This is a genomic window from Flavobacterium sp. 90, assembly GCF_004339525.1.
In the GTDB taxonomy this organism is placed as follows: domain Bacteria; phylum Bacteroidota; class Bacteroidia; order Flavobacteriales; family Flavobacteriaceae; genus Flavobacterium.
This window is the reverse complement of sequence record NZ_SMGE01000001.1, coordinates 1,915,114-1,936,111: the sequence shown is the minus strand read 5'-3', so window position 1 is coordinate 1,936,111 and position 20,998 is coordinate 1,915,114. Positions and strand designations below refer to the sequence as shown.

Annotated in this window: 15 protein-coding genes; 9 read left to right on the top strand and 6 right to left on the bottom strand. The window is 33.1% G+C overall.

From position 1 onward, the window contains the following. Positions 1-130 precede the first annotated feature (130 nt). Positions 131-1,105 (bottom strand): polyprenyl synthetase family protein, encoded by a 975-nt coding sequence (locus C8C83_RS07780; protein ID WP_121327564.1) that lies wholly within the window; start codon positions 1,103-1,105, stop codon positions 131-133. Positions 1,106-1,373: 268 nt separating this feature from the next. Between C8C83_RS07780 and C8C83_RS07775 the strand changes: the two genes are divergently transcribed. The 5 genes from C8C83_RS07775 (at position 1,374) to C8C83_RS07755 (ending at position 8,266) form a co-directional block, all read left to right on the top strand. Next, entirely contained in the window at positions 1,374-1,895 is a 522-nt protein-coding gene (locus C8C83_RS07775) for a YceI family protein (RefSeq protein ID WP_121327562.1), read from the top strand. Between the two features lie 107 nt (positions 1,896-2,002). Continuing rightward, positions 2,003-2,602, top strand: a complete 600-nt coding sequence (locus C8C83_RS07770) for a TetR/AcrR family transcriptional regulator (RefSeq protein WP_099710345.1) — start codon at positions 2,003-2,005, stop codon at positions 2,600-2,602. A gap of 10 nt (positions 2,603-2,612) precedes the next feature. Then, the gene (locus tag C8C83_RS07765) at positions 2,613-3,947 is read left to right on the top strand and encodes a TolC family protein (RefSeq protein WP_121327560.1); all 1,335 of its coding nucleotides are present in this window, start codon (positions 2,613-2,615) and stop codon (positions 3,945-3,947) included. Positions 3,948-3,956: 9 nt separating this feature from the next. After that, positions 3,957-5,024, top strand: coding sequence for an efflux RND transporter periplasmic adaptor subunit (locus C8C83_RS07760; protein WP_121327558.1), 1,068 nt, complete (start codon positions 3,957-3,959; stop codon positions 5,022-5,024). A 71-nt stretch (positions 5,025-5,095) separates the two neighbouring features. Continuing rightward, entirely contained in the window at positions 5,096-8,266 is a 3,171-nt protein-coding gene (locus tag C8C83_RS07755; protein WP_121327556.1) for an efflux RND transporter permease subunit, read from the top strand. A gap of 103 nt (positions 8,267-8,369) precedes the next feature. On the opposite strand, the gene C8C83_RS07750 is transcribed toward C8C83_RS07755, so the two are convergent. The 5 genes from C8C83_RS07750 to C8C83_RS07730 all read right to left on the bottom strand — a co-directional run bounded on the left by C8C83_RS07750 (position 8,370) and on the right by C8C83_RS07730 (position 15,257). After that, on the bottom strand, positions 8,370-8,807 hold the full coding sequence (locus C8C83_RS07750) for a retropepsin-like aspartic protease (protein WP_121327554.1): 438 nt from the start codon (positions 8,805-8,807) through the stop codon (positions 8,370-8,372). Continuing rightward, entirely contained in the window at positions 8,759-11,422 is a 2,664-nt protein-coding gene (locus C8C83_RS07745) for a CHAT domain-containing protein (RefSeq protein WP_121327552.1), read from the bottom strand. The genes C8C83_RS07750 and C8C83_RS07745 overlap by 49 nt, the downstream gene beginning before the upstream one ends. 203 nt (positions 11,423-11,625) lie before the next feature. Continuing rightward, positions 11,626-13,578: a PKD domain-containing protein gene (locus C8C83_RS07740; RefSeq protein ID WP_121327550.1), complete on the bottom strand. Its 1,953-nt coding sequence runs from the start codon at positions 13,576-13,578 to the stop codon at positions 11,626-11,628. Positions 13,579-13,763: 185 nt separating this feature from the next. Beyond that, positions 13,764-14,756, bottom strand: a complete 993-nt coding sequence (locus C8C83_RS07735) for a hypothetical protein (RefSeq protein ID WP_132011715.1) — start codon at positions 14,754-14,756, stop codon at positions 13,764-13,766. 201 nt (positions 14,757-14,957) lie between these two features. Beyond that, a complete protein-coding gene (locus tag C8C83_RS07730) occupies positions 14,958-15,257 on the bottom strand; it encodes a hypothetical protein (protein WP_121329989.1) in 300 nt (99 codons plus the stop codon). 230 nt (positions 15,258-15,487) lie between these two features. On the opposite strand from C8C83_RS07730, the gene C8C83_RS07725 reads away from it, so the two are divergent. The 4 genes from C8C83_RS07725 (at position 15,488) to C8C83_RS07710 (ending at position 20,767) form a co-directional block, all read left to right on the top strand. Further along, positions 15,488-16,072, top strand: coding sequence for a sigma-70 family RNA polymerase sigma factor (locus C8C83_RS07725; protein WP_121327548.1), 585 nt, complete (start codon positions 15,488-15,490; stop codon positions 16,070-16,072). A gap of 2 nt (positions 16,073-16,074) precedes the next feature. Beyond that, positions 16,075-16,800: a tetratricopeptide repeat protein gene (locus tag C8C83_RS07720; protein WP_121327546.1), complete on the top strand. Its 726-nt coding sequence runs from the start codon at positions 16,075-16,077 to the stop codon at positions 16,798-16,800. 268 nt (positions 16,801-17,068) lie between these two features. Continuing rightward, complete coding sequence (locus C8C83_RS07715) at positions 17,069-18,733, top strand: S41 family peptidase (RefSeq protein ID WP_121327545.1); 1,665 nt, start codon at positions 17,069-17,071, stop codon at positions 18,731-18,733. Positions 18,734-19,123: 390 nt separating this feature from the next. Next, entirely contained in the window at positions 19,124-20,767 is a 1,644-nt protein-coding gene (locus tag C8C83_RS07710) for a S41 family peptidase (RefSeq protein ID WP_121327543.1), read from the top strand. The last annotated feature ends 231 nt before the right edge of the window (positions 20,768-20,998 follow it).

The window sequence follows — 20,998 nt, the reverse complement described above, 5'->3', positions numbered from 1 at the left end:
CCTTTTTTCTGTTTACAAATGTGAATTTTTTTTGCCACGAATTACACCAATTTTCATTAATGTAATTAATATAAAAATTCGTGCAGATTCGTGTAATTCGTGGCGAAAAAAATAATCTGTGGCAAAAAAACTAAACCTTTCTGCCCATTAAATTCTCACCAAAAGTTCTCAGAATATCTTTCTTCTCGGCGTTAATATCCATTTTTTCTAAAGTATCAAAAGCTTTAAAAGTGTACATTTCAATAGCATCTTGTGTTGCTTTTGAAGCACCTGATTCATTAAAAATGTTTTTTGCAGTTTCTATTTTCTTCGTATTATCGTCTAAATTCAAGCTGAATAATTTCTCTAATTCTGAGGCTTTTTCTTCAGAAGAAAATTCGCGTGCTTTTAGGTATAAATAGGTTTTTTTGTTTTCGATAATATCTCCGCCAACTTGTTTTCCGAAGGTTTCCGGATCTCCAAAAGCGTCCAGAAAATCATCCTGAAGTTGAAATGCCAATCCTAAATTAAGTCCGAAATCGTAAATTAAATCGCTTTCTTTTTCAGAAGTTTTAGCTACAATTGCACCCATTTTCATGGCAGCAGCAACGAGAACAGCGGTTTTATATTCGATCATTTTTAGATATTCGGGAATCGTAACGTCGTTTCTTTTTTCGAAATCAACATCCCATTGTTGTCCTTCGCAAACTTCAAGAGCAGTTTTGCTGAATAACTTTGCTAAATCTCTAAAAATGGTTGGTTCGTATTGTTCAAAATACTGATAAGCCAGAATAAGCATCGTGTCTCCGGAAAGAATTCCGGTATTCAGATCCCATTTTTCGTGTACAGTTTCTTGTCCTCTTCGCAAAGGTGCGTCATCCATAATATCATCGTGAACTAACGAAAAATTATGAAAAACTTCGACTGCCATTGCTGCCGGAAGCGCCACTTTATAATTGGTATCAAAAACTTCTGAAGCCATTAAAGTTAGCACGGGACGCATTCTTTTTCCGCCAAGGCCCAAAATATATTCAATAGGTTCGTAAAGGTTTTTAGGCTCTTTGCTGATGCTTTGATTTTCTAAATATTTAATAAAAAAATCCTGGTATTGGCTAATATCGTGCATAAAATATAATCTGAATTGCGAGCCTCAAAGATACAATTCATTATTAATTATTCCTTTTTTTAAAATTTAAATGATGAGTTTCCATTTGAATAGCTCTTAAATCCCTTGGTTTTAAAGGAATTAAAATAATTTATAAAAAAACTTGGAAACTTTTTTGGTGTTTAGAGTTTCCTGTTTATATTTGCACCGTTAATTGGAAACTTCGAACACTGTAAAAGTTTCCGTGACGAGTTTTAATAAATTATAAACTCAATAAAATCAAATATTTATGAAAACAACATGGACCTTAGATTCTAGCCAATCAGATGTTTTAATCAAAATGAGACATTCGATAATTGCTTATATGGGTGGAACGACAAATAAATTTGATGGCTACGTGAATATTGAAGACAATGAAATTGAGGATGCTTCGGTTGAGTTTTCATTAGATATCAATAACAAAAAAGATAGTTTTCAGCAAATCGATACTTATTTACAGCTTCAGGATTTTTTTGATGTAAATGAGCACCCGATTATTAGTTTTAAATCGACTTCATTTCAAAAGATAAACAACAACATCAACTTTTTTAAAGGAGATCTTACTATAAAAGACGTTACTAAAGTAGTTGAACTTGATGCTGAGTTTATTGGAGTCAATACTTACAACGGAGAAAGAAAAGTTGCTTTTGAAATTAAAGGAGACATCAAACGTCAGGATTTTGGCTTGGATTATAATTCATTTAATCATAATGGAGGTTTGGCTTTAGGAAAAGATATTAAGCTTATCGCTAATCTTGAATTCAGCATATAAAACTTACATAGAGAATAAATTAATGTAAAATTATTACAAATAGTATGGAAACTATTTTTTTGATTTTAGTTTCCTGGGTATATTTGTAATGCAATTTGAAAGTTAAAATGAAAGAGAAAATCATATCAAAAGCAAGTGAATTATTTTTAAAGCTTGGTTTTAAAAGCGTTACGATGGATGATATCGCAGGCGAAATGTGTATTTCTAAAAAAACGATTTACAAATATTTCTGTAATAAAGAAGTTCTAATCGAAGAGAGTACATCTACAGTTCATAAACAAGTACATGAAGTTATCGATACGATTGTAGCCAAAGATTATAATGCGATTCACGAGAATTTTGAAATTAGAGAAATGTTCCGTGATATGTTTAAAAACGCAACAGATACCTCTCCGTTATATCAGTTAAAAAAACATTACCCTGAAATCTATCAAAATATAATGACGCACGAAATTGATCAGTGTAATCATTATTTCAGAGATAATATTTTGAAAGGAATTCGCGAAGATCTATACAGAGCAGATTTGAATATAGATTTATATGTAAAATTTTATTACACCTTGATTTTTCATATAAACGAAACTACTGTTTCAGAAAGAGAAGCACAAAAAATAGAATTAGAAGCGCTGGAGTATCACACCAGAGCGATGGCAACGGAAAAAGGAATACTGGAATTAGAAAAACAACTTAAAAAAATTACTATTTAATCATCAATCTATGAAACGAATAATTCTTATATTTTTGTGTTCAATTGGCTTGTCTGCCAACGCACAAGTCAAAACACTAACCCTGAAAGATGCTGTTGTCTATGCGCTTGAAAATAAAGCAGACGCAAAAAAAGCAAAATTACAGGTTGAAAATAGTGAGTACAAAATTCAGGAAGTACGATCAAGAGCGTTGCCTCAAATTTCTGCAAATGGAAATTTAACACACAACCCAATCATTCAGACAACTGTTATTGATGGTGCGGGTTTTGGTCAGCCAGGAACTACTATTCAGGCAGCATTTGGTCAAAAATGGACTTCAAATGCAGGAGTTTCATTAACTCAGACCCTATTTGATCAATCTGTTTTTACAGGATTAAGAGCTGCGAGATCTACACGCGAATTTTATCAAATCAATGATCAGTTAACAGAAGAACAAGTAATTGAAAGAGTTGCTAATAACTACTATTCAGTTTATGTACAAAAAGAAAGATTGGTTTTATTAGACAGTAATTACGTAAATACAACAAAAGTTCGTGACATCGTAAAAGGACAATTTGATAACGGTTTGGCTAAAAAAATTGATTTAGATCGTATCGTAGTTAAAATGTCAAACATTGATACAGAGCGTCAGCAAATTAAAAATCAAATTACTTTACAGGAAAATGCTTTGAAGTTTTACATGGGAATGCCTATTGAAACTCAAATCGATATGCCAAAAGAAGAATTTGAGGTTGTTCCTGCTGCATTAACAGAAGTACCAAATGTTGAAAACAGAACGGAGTATTTGCTTTTGAAAAAACAAGAAGAGCTTTTAGTTTACAACAAAAAAGCTGTTGAGGCGGGATATTATCCAACGCTTTCTTTGACTGCCGGTTACAATTATATTGGTCAGGGTCCACAAATGCCTTGGTTTGCAAAACCTTCAGACGGAGTATATTGGTCAGATTACTCTGCAATTGGATTAAACTTACACGTGCCAATTTTTACAGGATTTGGAACTCGTGCTAAAGTAAGACAAGCAGATGTTGAGATCAGATCGCTTCAGGAAGATATCAAAGACACAAAACTTTCACTTGATTTAGATTACAGAAATGCAATGGCTCAAATCGATAATAATCTTGTGACGATCAACAATCAAAGAGAGAATATGCGCTTAGCGACTGAGATCTTAAGCAATACAAAAAACAATTATCTTCAAGGATTGGCATCATTAACAGATTTACTGGATGCAGAAAATGCATCACTTGAAGCTCAAAATAATTTTACTAGAGCAGTCTTGAATTACAAAATTGCCGAAATATCACTAATCAAATCAAAAGGCGAACTTAAAACTCTTATTAAATAACTAATTACAATGAAGAAAACTATTATAACAATCGTAATCATAATCGCAGCACTGGGTGTGATTGGATATGTCTTAAATAATAATAAGAAGGAGAATAAAGCAAAAACAGACATCGTAGCACAGAAAAATGCTGCAGTTTCAGTAAAGGTAACTCCTGTAAAAACAGAAGAAGTTTCACTGGACTTCGTTGCAAACGGAAACTTTCAACCAATTCAACAATTGACATTTTCTGCTGAGAAATCAGGAAAAGTAATTAGTGTTTTGGCTAAAGAAGGAGATTACGTAAAAGTAGGTCAGACTTTATTAACAGTGAGAGGTGACGTTATTAATGTAAGTGCTCAACAAGCACAGGCAGTTTATCAAAATGCAAAATCTGATTATAGCAGATATGAAAATGCTTTTAAAACTGGCGGTGTTACAAAACAACAATTAGATCAGGCAAAATTAGCGTTAACAAATGCTGAATCTAACTTAAAACAAGCTAATATCAATGTTGGAGATACTAAAGTAAAGGCTCCAATCAATGGATTTATCAATAAAAAATACATTGAGCCAGGATCTATCTTAGCAGGAATGCCAGCAACTGCATTATTTGATATCGTAAATGTTTCTAAATTAAAATTAGCAGTTACAGTAAACGAAAATCAAGTTGCAAGTTTGAAAGTAGGAAACCAAATTAATGTTACAGCAAGTGTTTATCCTGATAAAACTTTTTCTGGAAAAATCACTTTTATTGCTGCAAAAGCGGATGAGTCTTTAAACTTCCCGGTTGAAATTGAAATTGCAAATAACACAAACAACGACTTAAAAGCAGGTATGTACGGAACTGCAAATTTTGCATCAAACCAACAAAAACAGCATCTTATGGTTGTACCTAGAAATGCTTTCGTAGGAAGTGTTAGTAGTAACGAAATCTTTGTGGTTCAAAATGGTGTTGCAAAATTGAAAAAAGTAACTGCTGGAAGAATTTTAGGAGATCAAGTAGAAATCATCAAAGGATTGTCTGATGGAGAAATTGTAGTTACGACAGGTCAAATTAACTTACAAGACGGTAATACAGTAGAAATTATTAAATAATTTAAAGCATTAAGCTATAGGCTGTAAGCATTAAGCTTATTGCCTAGAGCCTAAAGCCTAAAGCAAAATATATGAAATTAGCCGAAATATCCATAAAACGTCCGTCGTTAGTAATTGTATTGTTTACAATTCTAATACTTGGTGGATTGTTCAGCTACAGCCAGTTAGGTTATGAGCTGATCCCGAAATTTGAACAAAACGTTATTACAATTTCTACAGTTTATCCGGGAGCTTCTCCAAGTGAGGTAGAAAATACGGTAACCAAGAAAATTGAAGATGCGATTGCATCGCTGGAGAATGTTAAGAAAATTGACTCAAAATCATACGAGAGTTTATCTATTGTTTCGATTACACTGACATCAAATGCAAAAGTCGATTTCTCTTTGAATGATGCGCAGCGAAAAATAAACGCCATAATTAGTGATTTGCCAGATGATGTTAAAACACCGGCACTGACCAAATTCTCGCTGAGTGATTTACCAATTATGACGCTTGGTGCCAATGGAAAAATGGACGAAGCAGCTTTTTATGACTTAATTGACAAAAAAATTGCGCCTATTTTATCTCGTGTACAAGGTGTAGCTCAGGTAAATATTATTGGTGGATCTGAACGTGAAATTCAGGTAAACCTAGATGCATTAAAAATGCAGGGTTACGGACTTTCTGTTCCTCAGGTACAACAAAACATTTTGACTTCGAATTTAGATTTCCCAACAGGAAACATTCAAACTCGTAATCAAAAAATATTAATTCGTTTAGCGGGTAAATATAAAAGTGTTACAGAATTAAGAAACTTAGTTGTTTCGTCTCAAAACGGAATTCAGGTTCGTTTAAGTGATATTGCAGATGTTCAGGATACTCAAAAAATTGCTGAAAAAATATCACGTGTAGATCAAAAAAGTGCGATCGTTTTACAAATCGTAAAACAATCTGATGCAAATGCGGTTGCGGTAAGTGAGCAATTATTGAAAACAATTGCAATTCTTGAAAAGGATTACAAAGACAATCAACTAAAATTAGAAGTTGCAAAAGACAGTACTATTTTTACTCTTGAAGCTGCAGATTCTGTAGTTCACGATTTATTAATTGCGGTAGTTCTGGTAGCATTAGTAATGTTGTTTTTCTTGCACAGTATTAGAAACTCATTGATTGTAATGGTTTCTATTCCGGCATCTTTGATCGCTACCTTTATTGGTATTTATTTAATGGGATACACATTAAACTTAATGAGTTTACTTGGATTATCTCTGGTTGTAGGTATTCTGGTCGATGATGCGATTGTGGTCCTCGAGAATATTTACAGGCATATGGAAATGGGTAAAAACCGAATTCGTGCTTCTTATGATGGAACAGCAGAAATTGGTGGAACGGTAACTTCGATTACATTAGTAATTGTGGTTGTGTTCTTGCCTATTGCGATGAGTTCAGGTTTAGTATCTAATATTATTACGCAATTTTGTGTTACGGTAATTATATCAACTTTACTTTCACTTTTAGCTTCGTTTACTATTATTCCTTGGTTATCATCTCGTTATGGTAAATTAGAGCATATTGAAGGAAAAAATTTATTTGGAAGAATTATTCTTGGTTTCGAAGATTATTTAACACGTTTCACTAACTGGATTTCTGTCTTATTGACTTGGTGTTTGGATAATTACGGTAAAACAGTAATTCTTGTATTGATATTATTCTTTGGATCTATTTTTGGGCTTGGAGGCTTTATTGGAGGAGAGTTTTTCGCTTCTTCTGATAGTGGTGAATTCTTAGTTCAGATCGAAATGCCAAAAGATGCTTCGTTAGAACAAACGAACTTCATGACGCAAAAAGCCGAAGCTTACTTGAAATCTCAGGAATATGTTCACAGTCAAATTACAACGGTAGGACAAACCTCAGAAGGTTTTGGAGCATCGCAAGCTACGGCTTACAAAGCTGAGATTGACGTAAAAATGATCGAACAAAAGGATCGTACTGATGATGCTAACGTTTACGCAGCAAAAATCAAACGTAAACTTGAAAAAGTACTTGTTGGTGCAAAAGTTAAAACGGTTCCTGTAGGTATCTTAGGAACTGCTGAAGATGCAACTTTAGGATTAATTGTAACTGGTCCTTCTACAGAAGCGGCGATGGCATTTGCTAAACAAGCTGAAGCAGAATTACGTACAATTCCGGGAACAACTGAGATCAAATTAACAGTTGAAGACGGAAACCCTGAGGTAAACGTAAAAGTAGATCGCGATAAAATGGCTGCTTTAGGTTTAACACTTCAAACAGTTGGTTTAACGATGCAAACTGCTTTTAGTGGAAACACAGATGGTAAATACAGAGCCGGAGAATATGAGTATGATATCAATATTAGATACAATGCATTCGACAGAAAAAGTATTACAGATGTAAGTAATTTGATTTTCATCAATGCAGCAGGACAACAAATTAAGTTATCTCAATTTGCTGATATTACAGAAGGTTCAGGACCTAGCCAGTTAGAGCGTAGAGACAAATCAGCTTCTGTAACTGTAAAAGGACAAAATGTTGGGGTTCCTTCAGGAACAATTGTTGGAATCTGGCAGAAAAAGCTGGATAAATTGAAAAAACCAGCTGGAGTAAATTATATTTGGGGTGGTGACCAAGAAAACCAATCTGAAGGATTTGGTACTTTAGGAATCGCTTTATTAGCCGCTATTATTTTGGTTTACCTTGTAATGGTGAGTTTGTACGACAGTTTTGTTCACCCGTTTGTAGTATTGTTTGCTATTCCGCTTTCGTTTATTGGAGCCTTATTAGCATTAGCATTAACAAATAACTCATTAAATATCTTTACCATTTTAGGTATCATCATGTTGATTGGTCTGGTGTGTAAGAATGCGATTATGTTGGTCGATTACACTAACCAACGAAGAGCAGCAGGAGAATCAATCAGAACGGCATTAATTCAGGCAAATCACGCTCGTTTACGTCCGATTTTGATGACAACAATTGCGATGGTATTTGGTATGTTTCCAATTGCATTAGCATCTGGAGCAGGAGCTGAATGGAAAAACGGATTGGCTTGGGTAATTATCGGAGGATTAATTTCTTCATTATTCCTAACCTTGATTGTAGTTCCTGTAATTTACCAAATTATGGAAGGTATTATTCGCAGATTATCTAAAGGAGAGAAAATCGATTACGAAGCTGAAATGGTTGCAGATTATGTGCACACCGAATTAAGCGAAGACGGTTTTAATCCTAAACATACCCATTAATTGATTTAATTTTAGATTGAAAAGTCCCAAATTCCGAAAGGAGTTTGGGATTTTTTTTTATGTATCCAATTCAAAAGTTTAGAATGGGAAAATTTATATTTTCTTATTTTAAGTACAAACAATGATTATAATAATCTATAATTCCTTTACCATCAAGCAAAACATCAGCGCCAATAATACCATGAACAGGTTTTGCTTTAAAAGATTCTAAAGCTTCATTAACATGCGAAAGATCAAAAATCACGATCCCAAAATCTGTGTTTTTCCAACTTCCGAGTTCCAATTTATTATGTGCCGAAGTCTGTGTTTTCATGCCCGTTCCTCCAGCTCCCGAAGCTTTGGTTTTTGATTTTTTTGCTGTTAGTTCAAAAAGTTCAATACTCTCAAACCCAACGCAGGAATTTGATGCGCCCGTATCTAAGATAAAATTTCCGGAAACACCATTGATTTTAGCTTTTACTAAAAGGTGTTGCGTTTTAGTAACTTTGAATTTTATTTTTTTGTATTTCTCTTTTTTGAGAACTTCGTGAAGATTTTCCATTTTCGATAATGATTGAAAATCAAAAATAAAGCAATTACACTCAATAAACTAATGATGTAAAAGATATAATTTTCAGATTTTTCTTTCATAGATATAGAGCCATAATACACAAAAGAACTCCAGTAATAAGGAGATTTCTTAGCATTTGGAATTGATTTGTCGTTTAAGAAATCAATTTTAGCATTTGAATTAGCTTCAAAATACGGAACGTCATTTTTAATGTTTTTATAAAAATCCGCCATAAAAACCGATGTCGTATAATCGTTTACTTTCCATAAAGAAAACATTAAATTCTGAGCTCCCGCAAACTGAAAACCTCTTGCGACGCTCATCGCACCTTCGGCTTTGTAGAGTTTTCCAATTCCGGTTTCACAGGCACTTAAAACCACTAAATCCGGATTAATATTCAAGTTATATAATTCTGAATATAAGATTTCCTGATCATAAAATTTAATACTTGCCGGAGTTTCAATATCGCCCGAAGAAGCGTGTGTACTTAAATGCAAAATAGAATATTTGCTTGCATTATTTTTGAAATTTGAAAAACTAGCTTCTGAATTTTCTAAATATTTTCCTTTAAAATTGCTTCGGATAGATTCTAATTCATTTTTAGAATAACTTAATTCGAAAGGTGTTTTTTCGAAAATAGGAAAAATTCCTAAAACTGTTTTTTCAGATTTTGAAACCGGTTTTGAATTCAAATAATTACTGGCCGAATTATTATAGGCAATTCTAAAATCATTCAATAAATAATGCATTTTGGCAAAATTCGTTGTAGAAGATTCTTGTGTAATCAAAGCTTCAAAAGGCAGAAAATTTAGAATACCATCGGGAACAATGATGAGGTTTTTATAGATTGCATTTTGAGGTAGTTTAAGAACATTATAAGCCACATTTCCGTAATGATTATATCCGGAAATGTCGTTTGTAATGTTGTTTGCATTGTTGAAATAATCTATAAATTGTACAATTTTCGGAATTGCAATGTCCGTAATGTTGATATTATTTAGGTTAATTCGGTTATTCTGTAAAATGAAAAAATAAAGATTTTCAGAACCCATAAAATAGTAAAGTAATATTGCTTTATCTTTTTCCAGTTTTGATAAAAGTGCTTTTACGTCACAATTTTCAGGAATATAATTAGAACTTTCAGTTTGGATTTTCTTCAGCGAAAGCATTAATTCATTTTGCTTTTTTATTGCCGAATTAATAACGGAAATATTCGCCAAATCTCCTTTTTGCTGCTCTTTTAGAATGTTGTTATTTAATGTTTGAAGTTGGTGTAAAAGCTGTTTTTCTTCTGCAGAAGCATTTTTAATATTTGAACGATAACCTTTTAAAATACCTGATTTTGTTCTTTCAGACAATTGAAAAGCTTCTTCCAGATATTGAATTTTATTTTCCTTTTTAAATAATTGATCGTAAATCGAAATGCATTTTTCGGTACGATTTCGCGTTCTGATTTGTGTAATGATTTTTGAGTTTTCATAAACCAAAACATTCATTAACAAATCTTCAATATAAAAAGAAAGCCTAAAAGCTTCAAGCGATTTTTTGAACTGATTTTGTCTAAAGAAAATTTCAGCTTGCAAATCCAAAACATCCATTAAAAGCGTTTCGGCATACAATTGATTTTGATTCGGCAGCATATTTTTCGAATTGTAATTCGGAATCAAAATCTTAAAAATTGCCTGAATTTGTTTTGTACTTTCATCATATTTTTGTTCATCAAAAAGTAATAATGCTTTTTCGTAATATAGTTTTGCGAGTTTCCTGGGTTGCTGATTTTTTGTTTCTAAAAATAATTTTTCTGCTTTTTCTAAATAAGAAGATGCAATTTCAAAATTTTGCCTTTGACGATTTAGAAGCGAAAGATTTCGATAAGAATTAGATAAAGTTTCTGTTTGACCTTTCTCGTTTTTAAGATAATTTCCGACTGATTTAAAAGCATTTTCGGCCTTATCATAAATTTCTGGACGCATCAAATTTCCAACCGAACTTAATACATAGTTATTACCTAAATTATTCAGAAGAATTCCTTTTTGAACATTCGATAATTGTTCTGTTTTTAAAGTACTTTCTAACAATTCAATTGCCAAAGAAATTTTACCGGAACTTTGATAAACATTCGATAAATTAAGAATCGCAGCAAATTTTTGTTTTGAAGCTTCAGGATAATTTTTAGAAGTATTTACAATAAAAAAGTATTGTTTGATCGTGTTTTCGGCGCTGTCATAATCGCCCAAAACAGTATATAAATTGCCCAAAGGTTTCAGACAATATTCGATAATATCATAATTCCCGAGTTTGTTTTTCTGATAGATTTGCCAGGCTTTCTCATAGCTCAAAATCGCTTTTTCGGTTTGCCCGAATTGATTTTCATAATACGCTTTATTGCAATTTAAAACTACAATTGCCAATAATTCGTCTTTGGTTTTTGGTTTAGGATTCTTCCAAAAATCTGCTTCAACTAGGTTTAAGTTTTCTATGGCTTTCGCCGAAGGATTTGCGACAAGAACATCAACAGCATTATAGAGTTTATCTTCTTGATTCTGCGCTGACAGATTCAGACAAAAAAGAAGAAGAATTAAACCATATAAGTTATATAAGTTCATATTAAGGTTTGCGTGTATTTTGGAATGAAGTTAAACCATATAAGTGATATAAGTTCATAATAATAAATTTATTGATGTGTATTTGTCCGTCTGAGCGTCCCGAAGCTTCGGGACGCTCAGGGTGACATTAGTATTTCATAAGACAAAGTAGATAATATGAACTTATATCACTTATATGGTGAAAAAAAAATGATGAAAAAAAATCAAAACTTCCAGATTCCATAAAACTGAAAATAGTTGAAATTTTGTTCGAAGTTAATCACATATCGCGCGCCTAAACTTGGACCAATTCGGGCGAAACCAGCTGTTAAATCAAATAAAAGGCCAGTTTTTAAATTATCAAATCCGCTTTTGACGGAGTTTGATTCTGTCTTTGTATCAATAACAATTTTATCGGTTCCTCCTTCGAAACTTTCAATTTTCTTATTTACAATTTGTTCCGATGAAATGTCAAAATTTGCCTGAATTCCGGCGCCAATTCCAATATAAGTATTAATGTTATAACGCAGTAAAACGGGAACTTCCCAGTTTACATTTTTGTTTTCTGTTGTCGTTGTAGTGCGCTGAAATTGCTTTACACCATTTGGGTTTACGACCGTTTGATCGATAACAGTTGTACCACTTTCATATTTGTTCAAAGCATTTATCCATTCGGCTTGCCAATAAAAACGATAGGATTTAAAAGGCGAAATTGTTGCGCCAACAAAATAACTCGTCGATTTTTCGAGATCAGGATAAACGTTATAACCCGCTTTTGCGCCAATCGAAATTCCGGGTAGGAATCGGGTAGTGGCATAATTGGTAATTATAGGTTCGTTTTTGTCGAAAATAATAGCGGTGCGGCTTCGGGTTTTTACTTTATGAAAGTCTTCATTGAACTTCATCGAGTATTTAACAAAACCTTTTGTACTGTCTTTTTCGTGTACATTTTTTTGTTCGCTTCCGGGTAAATAAATATTTTTGAAAGTAAAGAAAATCTGTTTTTGTTTGATGATTGTATCGAGACAACTTACGGTTGGTTCTTCGCCTTTTGGACAAATTGGACATTTTGGATACATATCTTCAATCTGAAATGTTTTCTTGTCAAACATATCCGGAATATCAGTTTCTAACCGAATCATTCTTGCCGGACCTTCACCGTTGTTTTGAAAACGAGTTTTGAAATTTACTCGTTTAAAACGCACTAATCTATAATTGATAAAACTTCCGTTTGAGCCCATTTTATTAGGATCGTGAGAAGTGACGATTTCCATTTCGAGATTTTTTATTTTATGGTTTTTATAACTTCTGTTTGGAACAAAAATACCACGCATGGTAACCGTTGCGCTGGTGTCTTTGATCATTTCCGGAGTAGTTTTAAAAGTATAAAATACATTACGGGTTTCGCCCGGATTTGCATCGTCAAATTCTAAAACCGAAACATTATGATAGATTTTATTAGCGTTTAATAATGATGCGTCGAGATCTTCTTCGGTAATTGTGTTTCTGTATTTTTTGGCTTTGAAAGTGTTTTCGGTTGAAGCCAAATATCTATTAGAATCTTCAAGATCGTTTACCGAAGCAACGGTGTTTTCTTTTACTTCGCGTTCGTTAGCATAAGTTCTATAATCGACTAATTCGAAATTATTGCTCTTGAATTGTTTCTCATTATAGAACAAATACAGTTTTCCGCTTGCCACATAATTCTCCATATTTTGATAACCTACTACGACTACCATTTCCTGATCCGGAATGGGATCGCAGTTCTTTAAAATCGCAAAACCGTTTTGGTCTGCGATTGAAGCAATGTCTTTATAGTTAGTATCGGTAATGTCGTTTATGGCTACTTTTTTTGGTCGTGTTGCAGGAGGTTTTCCGTTGTCGTAATTGTTGGTTACGGCAAGTCTTGTGGTATATGTTCCTTTGTTTTTATAGACATGTTTGGGTTCTGTTTCTTTACTATAATGTCCGTCGCCAAGTTCCCATAAATACGAATAACTAGGTTTTGGAGCGCCCGCAATTGGTATTAATGGCGGCGTTTCGGGTTTGTAAGTAACAGCGTTTCCGTTTTGAATAAAAACGATATTGGCTCTTCGGGTTATGGTGTCTTTTACTTTGGTTTGTGAAAAAGAGAATATAGAAAAAAGAATAAAGAGGATAGATGATAGTGGTTTCATAACTAGTGGTTTTTAGCCCTGATAGTAGTGGAAATACTTTTCCTGACTTCTTTAGGAAGGAAAAGATTGTAACGAATAGCAGGATTAGTTTCTGAAAATCATCAGAATTAAATTTTAAAACTGGATTAAATGTAAAAAAAAGTGATGAGCAAATCACCACTTTTTCTTAAAAAGTATTTTGTAAGTTACTGAATAGCATTGATTGCAGCTACTAGTTGGGCTTCTGTGCCGACTGTTGTTTCGGCTAAAGTAAAGGTGTAAACATCGTTGGCAGCAACGGTTACAGCTTTGATTGCATAGCGCCATTGTCCATTATCTTCGGTAACAAAAATCACGTGACAAGCTAAACCAATTGGGATTTGACCGTAGTGTTCGCTGAATAATCCAGCAGGCGTGTAAGTGTCCAGTTTAGCAAGTGCGTTTGTTCCTTCGCCATCGTATGATAAGTAAATCGCGCTATTGTTGTTGTCGTAACCATCAGGAGCATCAGCAAGAATGGTTGTTTTAGGTCTTGGATCGCTGTAAAAACGGTCTACGTTTGTCCAGCCAAAGTTTCCAAAAGTTACGTAATAATTTGTTCCTTCGCCTTGAACACCGCCTTTTCCGCCGCCAGTTCCGTCAGCATTTGGTTTGTTTGCATCTTTCCAGGCAAGTTCTCCTTTGTCGTCAATTACGCCCGTCCATAAAGTCATTGTATTGTCTACACCATCTGTTAAAGCTGCCGGAACAACCATTGTCATGTAACAAGAAGTTTTAAGTTCAACGCCGCCTTGTGAAGCTTTGATGAAGAATTCTCCGCCAGAAATCAGTAAGTTTTTCTTTCCGTCAGCCGTGATTCCCATTGTTGGTTTGTTGGTGATTAACATGTTTCCTTTGTCAAAAAGTTCGATGTATTCGATATCAACTGCTCCGGTTACAGCGACTCCGTTTTTGGTCAAACAGTCTCCTGGAATGTTCAGTTTTACTCCTTTTGCAGATGTTATAGTTACAACACCAGTTCCGGCTGTAATGGTAAATTTTTGAGTGTTTTTCTTAACTCCTTGTTCGCTAATGCTTTTAAAAGCCGCTGCTGTTGGAGGCAAAATAAGATTGTTGTTATCGCCATCGCTATTGTCGCAACTTGCGAATGTGATTACTAATAAAAATAAAACTCCTAATTTTTTGAAATTTGTGTTCATGATTTCTAGTTTTTATAAATCTGTCCTGATTGGTTTCAGGCGGTTTTCAGATTTGGTTGTTAATTATCATTTTATATTCTTATATCAATTTGGGTTTGATATTGTTACCCTTGTTTTCAAAATTTATTTTTTCAACTTGTATTCTAATGTTATATCAACGAGCTTATAAAATTGTTACCCTTGTTTTTTATTTTTTTTAATTTATGCTGAAAGGCATTTGTCTTCAAACAGGTTTCCGTCTTCGTCTACTGCAACGAGAATGTTTTTCTTTTGCGAAAGCGTAACAATCAAATACACCCAAACAATTGCCCAGAATCCAAAAGTGATACAGGTAAGAAAGAGATGAAAGAAGTGGTTGATGGATTTTTTTTCTTTGGATAAAACCACGTATGGTAATTTTTCGTTGTGCTCGATAATTACAAAACCATTACGTTTTTTGGCAGCAATCATTTCGTTAAACTGATCTAAAGTTTTTTCGTTTGTAAATTGATACGTTTCCATTTTTCTTAATTTTTGAATTGATTTTTTTGCCACAAATTGCACGAATGAGCACGAATTTTAAATTAGATAATCTGTTTAATTAGTCTAATCCGTGTGCTATTTTCTTCCAATAAATAATCTGGCAAAAACATATTGTTACGTTATATCAACCTGACTTTATAATTGTTACCCTTTTGAATGAAATTTATTTCAGATTCTTTTTCTTAAATTAGCTAACAAAAAGTTTTTTTATGAGTCAAAATAAAATTCATCCTGACCAAATGTATATTGAAGGACTTGCTGCAAATGACTCGGCAATCATTCAGACGATTTACAAAAAGTTTGTTCCCAAAGTTGTTATGTTCATTATGAACAATTCCGGCGATAAGGAACACGCTCAGGATGTGGTTCAGGAAGTCATGATTTTACTTTTTAATCAGGCCAAAGCCAATACACTTCAATTGACTTGCCCGTTTGATGCTTACTTTTTTTTATTGTGTAAAAGAAAATGGCTTAACGAACTCAAAAAAACTTCGAATAAAGGGGTAACAATTAATGAAGATGCGGTATCTATGAATGAATCTGCACTGGAATTAATTGGGCAAACGGAAGAATTTGACGAGAAACAACAGCTTTTTGACACCATGTTTCAGAAACTGGGCGATAAATGTCAGGAATTGTTGAAGTTGAGTTTTACCCTAAAATCAATGGAAGAAGTTGCTGAGAAATTAAACGTAACTTACGGATATGTCCGCAAGAAAAAATCGTTGTGCGTTGGTCAATTAACACAGTGGATTCAGGAAGCCAAAAATTTTAAATCTCTAAAAAATAATTAGTCATGAACGAAGAACGCTACATATTATTCGATCAATATCTTCAAGGCGAACTGACGATTGATGAACAAAATAAGTTTGAAAATCAATTGTCTCAAGATCCCGGAATAGCTTCGGAATTTGAGATTTTCAAAAATCTTCATACTCAATTAGAAAATAAATTTGAACATGAAGAAGAAAGAGAAGCGTTTAAAGCAAATTTAAAAACGATTTCAGACAAACATTTCAATACCAATAAACCAAAAGTTATAGGATTAAATGCCTGGTATTTTGCAGCCGCAGCTTCTGTAGTGATTCTATTTGGATTGTTCTTTTTTAATTATAATCAGAATCCATCTTTTGAAGATTATAATCATCCTGAGCAAGCCTCATTTACAGAAAGAGGAGAAGTAAAAGAAACTTTGAAACAAGCCGAAACCGCTTTTAATGAAAGAAAATATTCAGAAGCAATTCCGCTTTTTGAAACTATTTTAAAAGAAAACAAAACACCTGAAGTTCAATATTTTTATGGCGTTTCTTTATTAGAAGAAAGTCATTATAAAAAAGCCGAAGTAGTTTTTAATGAATTAATAGCAGGAACTTCTGTCTATAAAGAAAAAGCAAAATGGAATCTGGCGTTATCCAAATTAAAACAAAAAGACTACAAAGCTTGTAAAGAAATCTTGCAGACAATCTCTGAGGATTATGAAAATTATGACGACGTTCAAAATCTTATGGAAGATTTAGATTAAGATTTTATAAAACACAAAGATCTTCACACATATTCAAACCCGACAGGTTTTCAAAACCTGTCGGGTTTATCGTTTGACAACAAACAGAAACACAACGCAAAATAAAAAAATCCTTTTAAATCCGCGTTTTCACGAAGTGAATCCGTTTCATCCGCGTGCCATTTAGCGCAACGAATTGCTTTTACGGAAAACCGTAATCAAATTCAGATTTTTAGTTCTAAATTCGATTTTAATTTTATAAAAGCAACCAAAACCAACCTACAATTGAATGAAAAAAAATGCCTTATTTTTTCTATTAGTTCTTACGCAAATTACCTTTGGCCAAGCCAAAATTACAGAAAATGAAAAACTTGTGGCAACTTGTAAAGTTTGGGGTTTTCTGAAGTATTACCATCCAAAAGTAGCAAACGGCGAAGTAAATTGGGATAATCAGCTTTTAGAAAAATTATCTAAAATTGAAAAAGTACAAACCCAAAAAGAATTTTCTTTAATTCTGGAAAATTGGATTGATGATCTTGGTCCCATAAAAGAAATAGCGCCAATTGCACAACCAAAAGACGTTGAATATTTTGATAAAAATTTCGATTTATCCTGGATCAACAAGAATAAATTGTTTTCGAAAAAACTTTCTAAGAAATTGGAATTTATAGAAAAGAATAGATTTCAAGGCGAACAGTTTTATGTTTATGCCGCAGAAGGTGCTGGGAATGTTCTTTTGCAAAATGAGAGTTTTAAACATCCGGACTTTAAAGATAAGAATTCAAAACTTCGAATGATATTTATGTATTGGAACCTGGTAGAATATTTTTTTCCGGATAAATATTTAATGGATCAGAAATGGGATATCACTTTAGAAAAAATCTTACCGCTTGTAATTAAAGCAGATAATCAAGATGATTTTTATCTGGAAATGAGAAAACTGGTGTCAAGAATTGATGACAGTCATACAGAGTTTTATACCTATTCGTCTGCGACAACTCCCAAAATAAGAAATTATTTTCCTGCAAACGGGAAGATAATTGATGAGAAACTGGTAATTACAGAAATTCTAGCCGATAGTCTTGCTCAGGCTGATAATATAAAAGCGGGGACTATAATTACTAAAATAAATGATAAAACGATAAGAGAGATTATCGCAGAGAACAGAGATTTGATTTGTGCCTCAAACGAACCTAAATATTTGGATAAACTGGCGGAGAAAATTTTAAGAAGCTATACTGCAGATTTAGTAAAAGTAGAGTTTTTTGAAAATGACAAGTATGTTACAAAAGCAATGACTTGGTATGATTATCATGATTCTCACAGAAATGAATTTAAAAAAGGAGCAAGAAAAAAGAAGGAAAAATTTAAGCTTTTAGATAATAATGTTGGTTATGTTGATATGGGAATTATCGGCATCAAAAACATTCCTGATATGATTGAAGCATTAAAAAATACGAAAGCAATTGTTTTTGATATGAGAAATTATCCAAAAGGGACTTTTGAACCAATAGGAAATTTTTTAAACCCGAAAGAAAAGAAATTTGCCATTTATACACTTCCTGATTTAAGTTATCCGGGAAGATTTATGTGGAGTAGCGGAGCTTCAATTGGTTTTGATAATAAGGATTATTACAAAGGAAAAGTGATTCTTTTATTGAACGAAAAAACGCAAAGTCAGGCAGAATGGACAGCGATGTGTTTTCAAACTTCCGGGCACGCTACAATTGTTGGAAGTCAAACTTCTGGCGCGGATGGTAATGTTTCAATATTCGATTTTGAGGGATTTAATACACAGTTTTCAGGAATTGGGGTTTTTTATCCAGACAAAAGAGAAACACAAAGAATAGGAATTGTTCCTGATATCGAAGTAAAACCAACCATTAAAGGAATTCAGGAAGGAAAAGACGAAATTCTGGATCGCGCTTTAGTATTTATTGAAACTGGAGTTTAAAGATTCAGCTAAATGGCACGCGGATTTGACGGATTCACTTTGTGAAAACGATGATGAGCGCGGATTTTTTTTATTTTTATACGCATTCAAACCCGACAGGTTTAAAAAACCTGTCGGGTTTACTGTAGATAGCCGTTGCGGGACTTCGACTTCGCTCAGTCTGACAAAAACTTAACACAAACAAAAACACAATACAAATAAAAAAATCAGTGTAAATCCGCGTTTTCACGAAGTGAATCCGTTTCATCTGTGTGCCATTTAACACAAAACCGTAAAAAAAATCGTTTTTACGTAAAGCCGTAAATAAATTTAGATTTTTAGTTCTATTTTCGGCTTTAATTTATTGCCACTAACAAACCAAAACCATTAATAATTTTATCCTTTTATTGAATGCAAAAAATTATTCTATTTCTTTTAATTATCTTTTCACAAATCATCTTTGGTAACACCAAAATTACCGAAACTGAAAAACTCGCTGCAACTTGCAAAGTTTGGGGATTTTTAAAATATTACCATCCAAAAGTTGCCAAAGGGGAAGTAAACTGGGACAATCAGCTTTTAGAAAAATTACCAAAAATAGACAAAGCGCAAACCAAAGAAGAATTTTCATTAGTTCTGGAAAACTGGATCGACGATCTTGGACCAGTAAAAGAAATCGCACCAATTGCAGCACCAAAAGATGTTGAGTTTTTTGATAAAAACTTTGATTTAAGTTGGTTTAATAATAAGTTGTTTTCTAAAAAACTGTCTAAGAAATTGAAATTTATAGAGGATAATAGATTTCAAACTACTGAAGAATTCGGACCTGGTTTTGATGCGATGAAAAGTGCGAAAAATTACTTTGATCTTGATTATACGAATAAAGGCCCGAGAATTCTGATGTTGTTTGCTTATTGGAATTTAATAGAATATTATTTTCCGTATAAATATGTAATGGATCAAAAATGGGATTTAAGTTTAGTGCAGGCGTTGCCAAGTGTTGTTGATGCTAAAAGTGATGTTGACTTTTATATTGCAATAAAAAAGCTAATAGTTAAAATTAATGATAGCCATACCGAAACTCCAATATATGGTATTTCATCTTTGAGGCGATTCAATTATTTTCCGGCCACAGGTAAAATTATTGATGAGAAATTGGTTGTTACAGAAATTTTAGGCGATAGTTTAGCTGAGGCAAGTAACATAAAAATTGGAGATGTAATTACCAAAATAAATGGTAAAACGATAAAAGAACTAATTTCAGAAAATCGAGATTTAATCTGTGCTTCAAATGAACCTAAGTTTTTAGATAAAGTGGTTAGTCCAATTTTAAGAAGCAATTCTGAAAATGTTACAGTCGAGTTTTTAAAAGACGGAAAATACGAAACAAAATCAATGTTCTGGGCTGATTATCATGATTCTCATAGAAATGAATTTAAAAAAGGAGCTATCAAAAAGAAGGAAAAGTTTAAACTTCTGGACAATAATGTTGGCTATGTTGACATGGGTGTTTTAAAACCCAGACATGTTCCGGAAATGATTGAAACTTTAAAATCAACTAAAGCAATTATTTTTGATATGCGAAATTATCCAAATGAAACGTATGAAGATATCGCTAAATTTTTAAACTCCCAGGAAAAAACATTTTGTATTTATACCTATCCTTATCCAAATTATCCGGGAAGATATACTTGGACAGAAGGATCAACTTGTGGTACTGAAAATAAAGACAATTATAAAGGAAAAGTAATCGTTTTGCTTAACGAAGATTCTTTAAGCCAGTCAGAATGGACAGCAATGTGTTTTCAAACTGCCGGAAATACCACAATTATAGGAAGTCAAACCGCCGGAGCAGATGGAAATGCAATGGATCTTGATTTTAAAGGATTTCATACCAGATATACAGGAATTGGAGTTTTTTATCCGGATAAACGCGAAACTCAAAGAATAGGAATTGTTCCGGATATTGAAGTAAAACCAACAATAAAAGGAATTCAAGAAGGAAGAGACGAGGTTTTAGATCGTGCTATACAATTTATTCAAGAAGGAGTTTAGTATTTAGTTAAATGACACGTGAATGATGCGGATTCACTTTGTGAAAATGCAGATTTGTACGGGTTTTTTTTGGGGATAAAACCCGTACACAAACATGTGCCCAAACCTTTGTCAAAGTTTTAAACTTTGACAAAGGTTTTTTAGCATTAGATAATCACGTTAGGGACTTCGACTTCGCTCAGTCTGACAAAACACAACACAATCAAAAACACGCAAAAAACCACATTACAA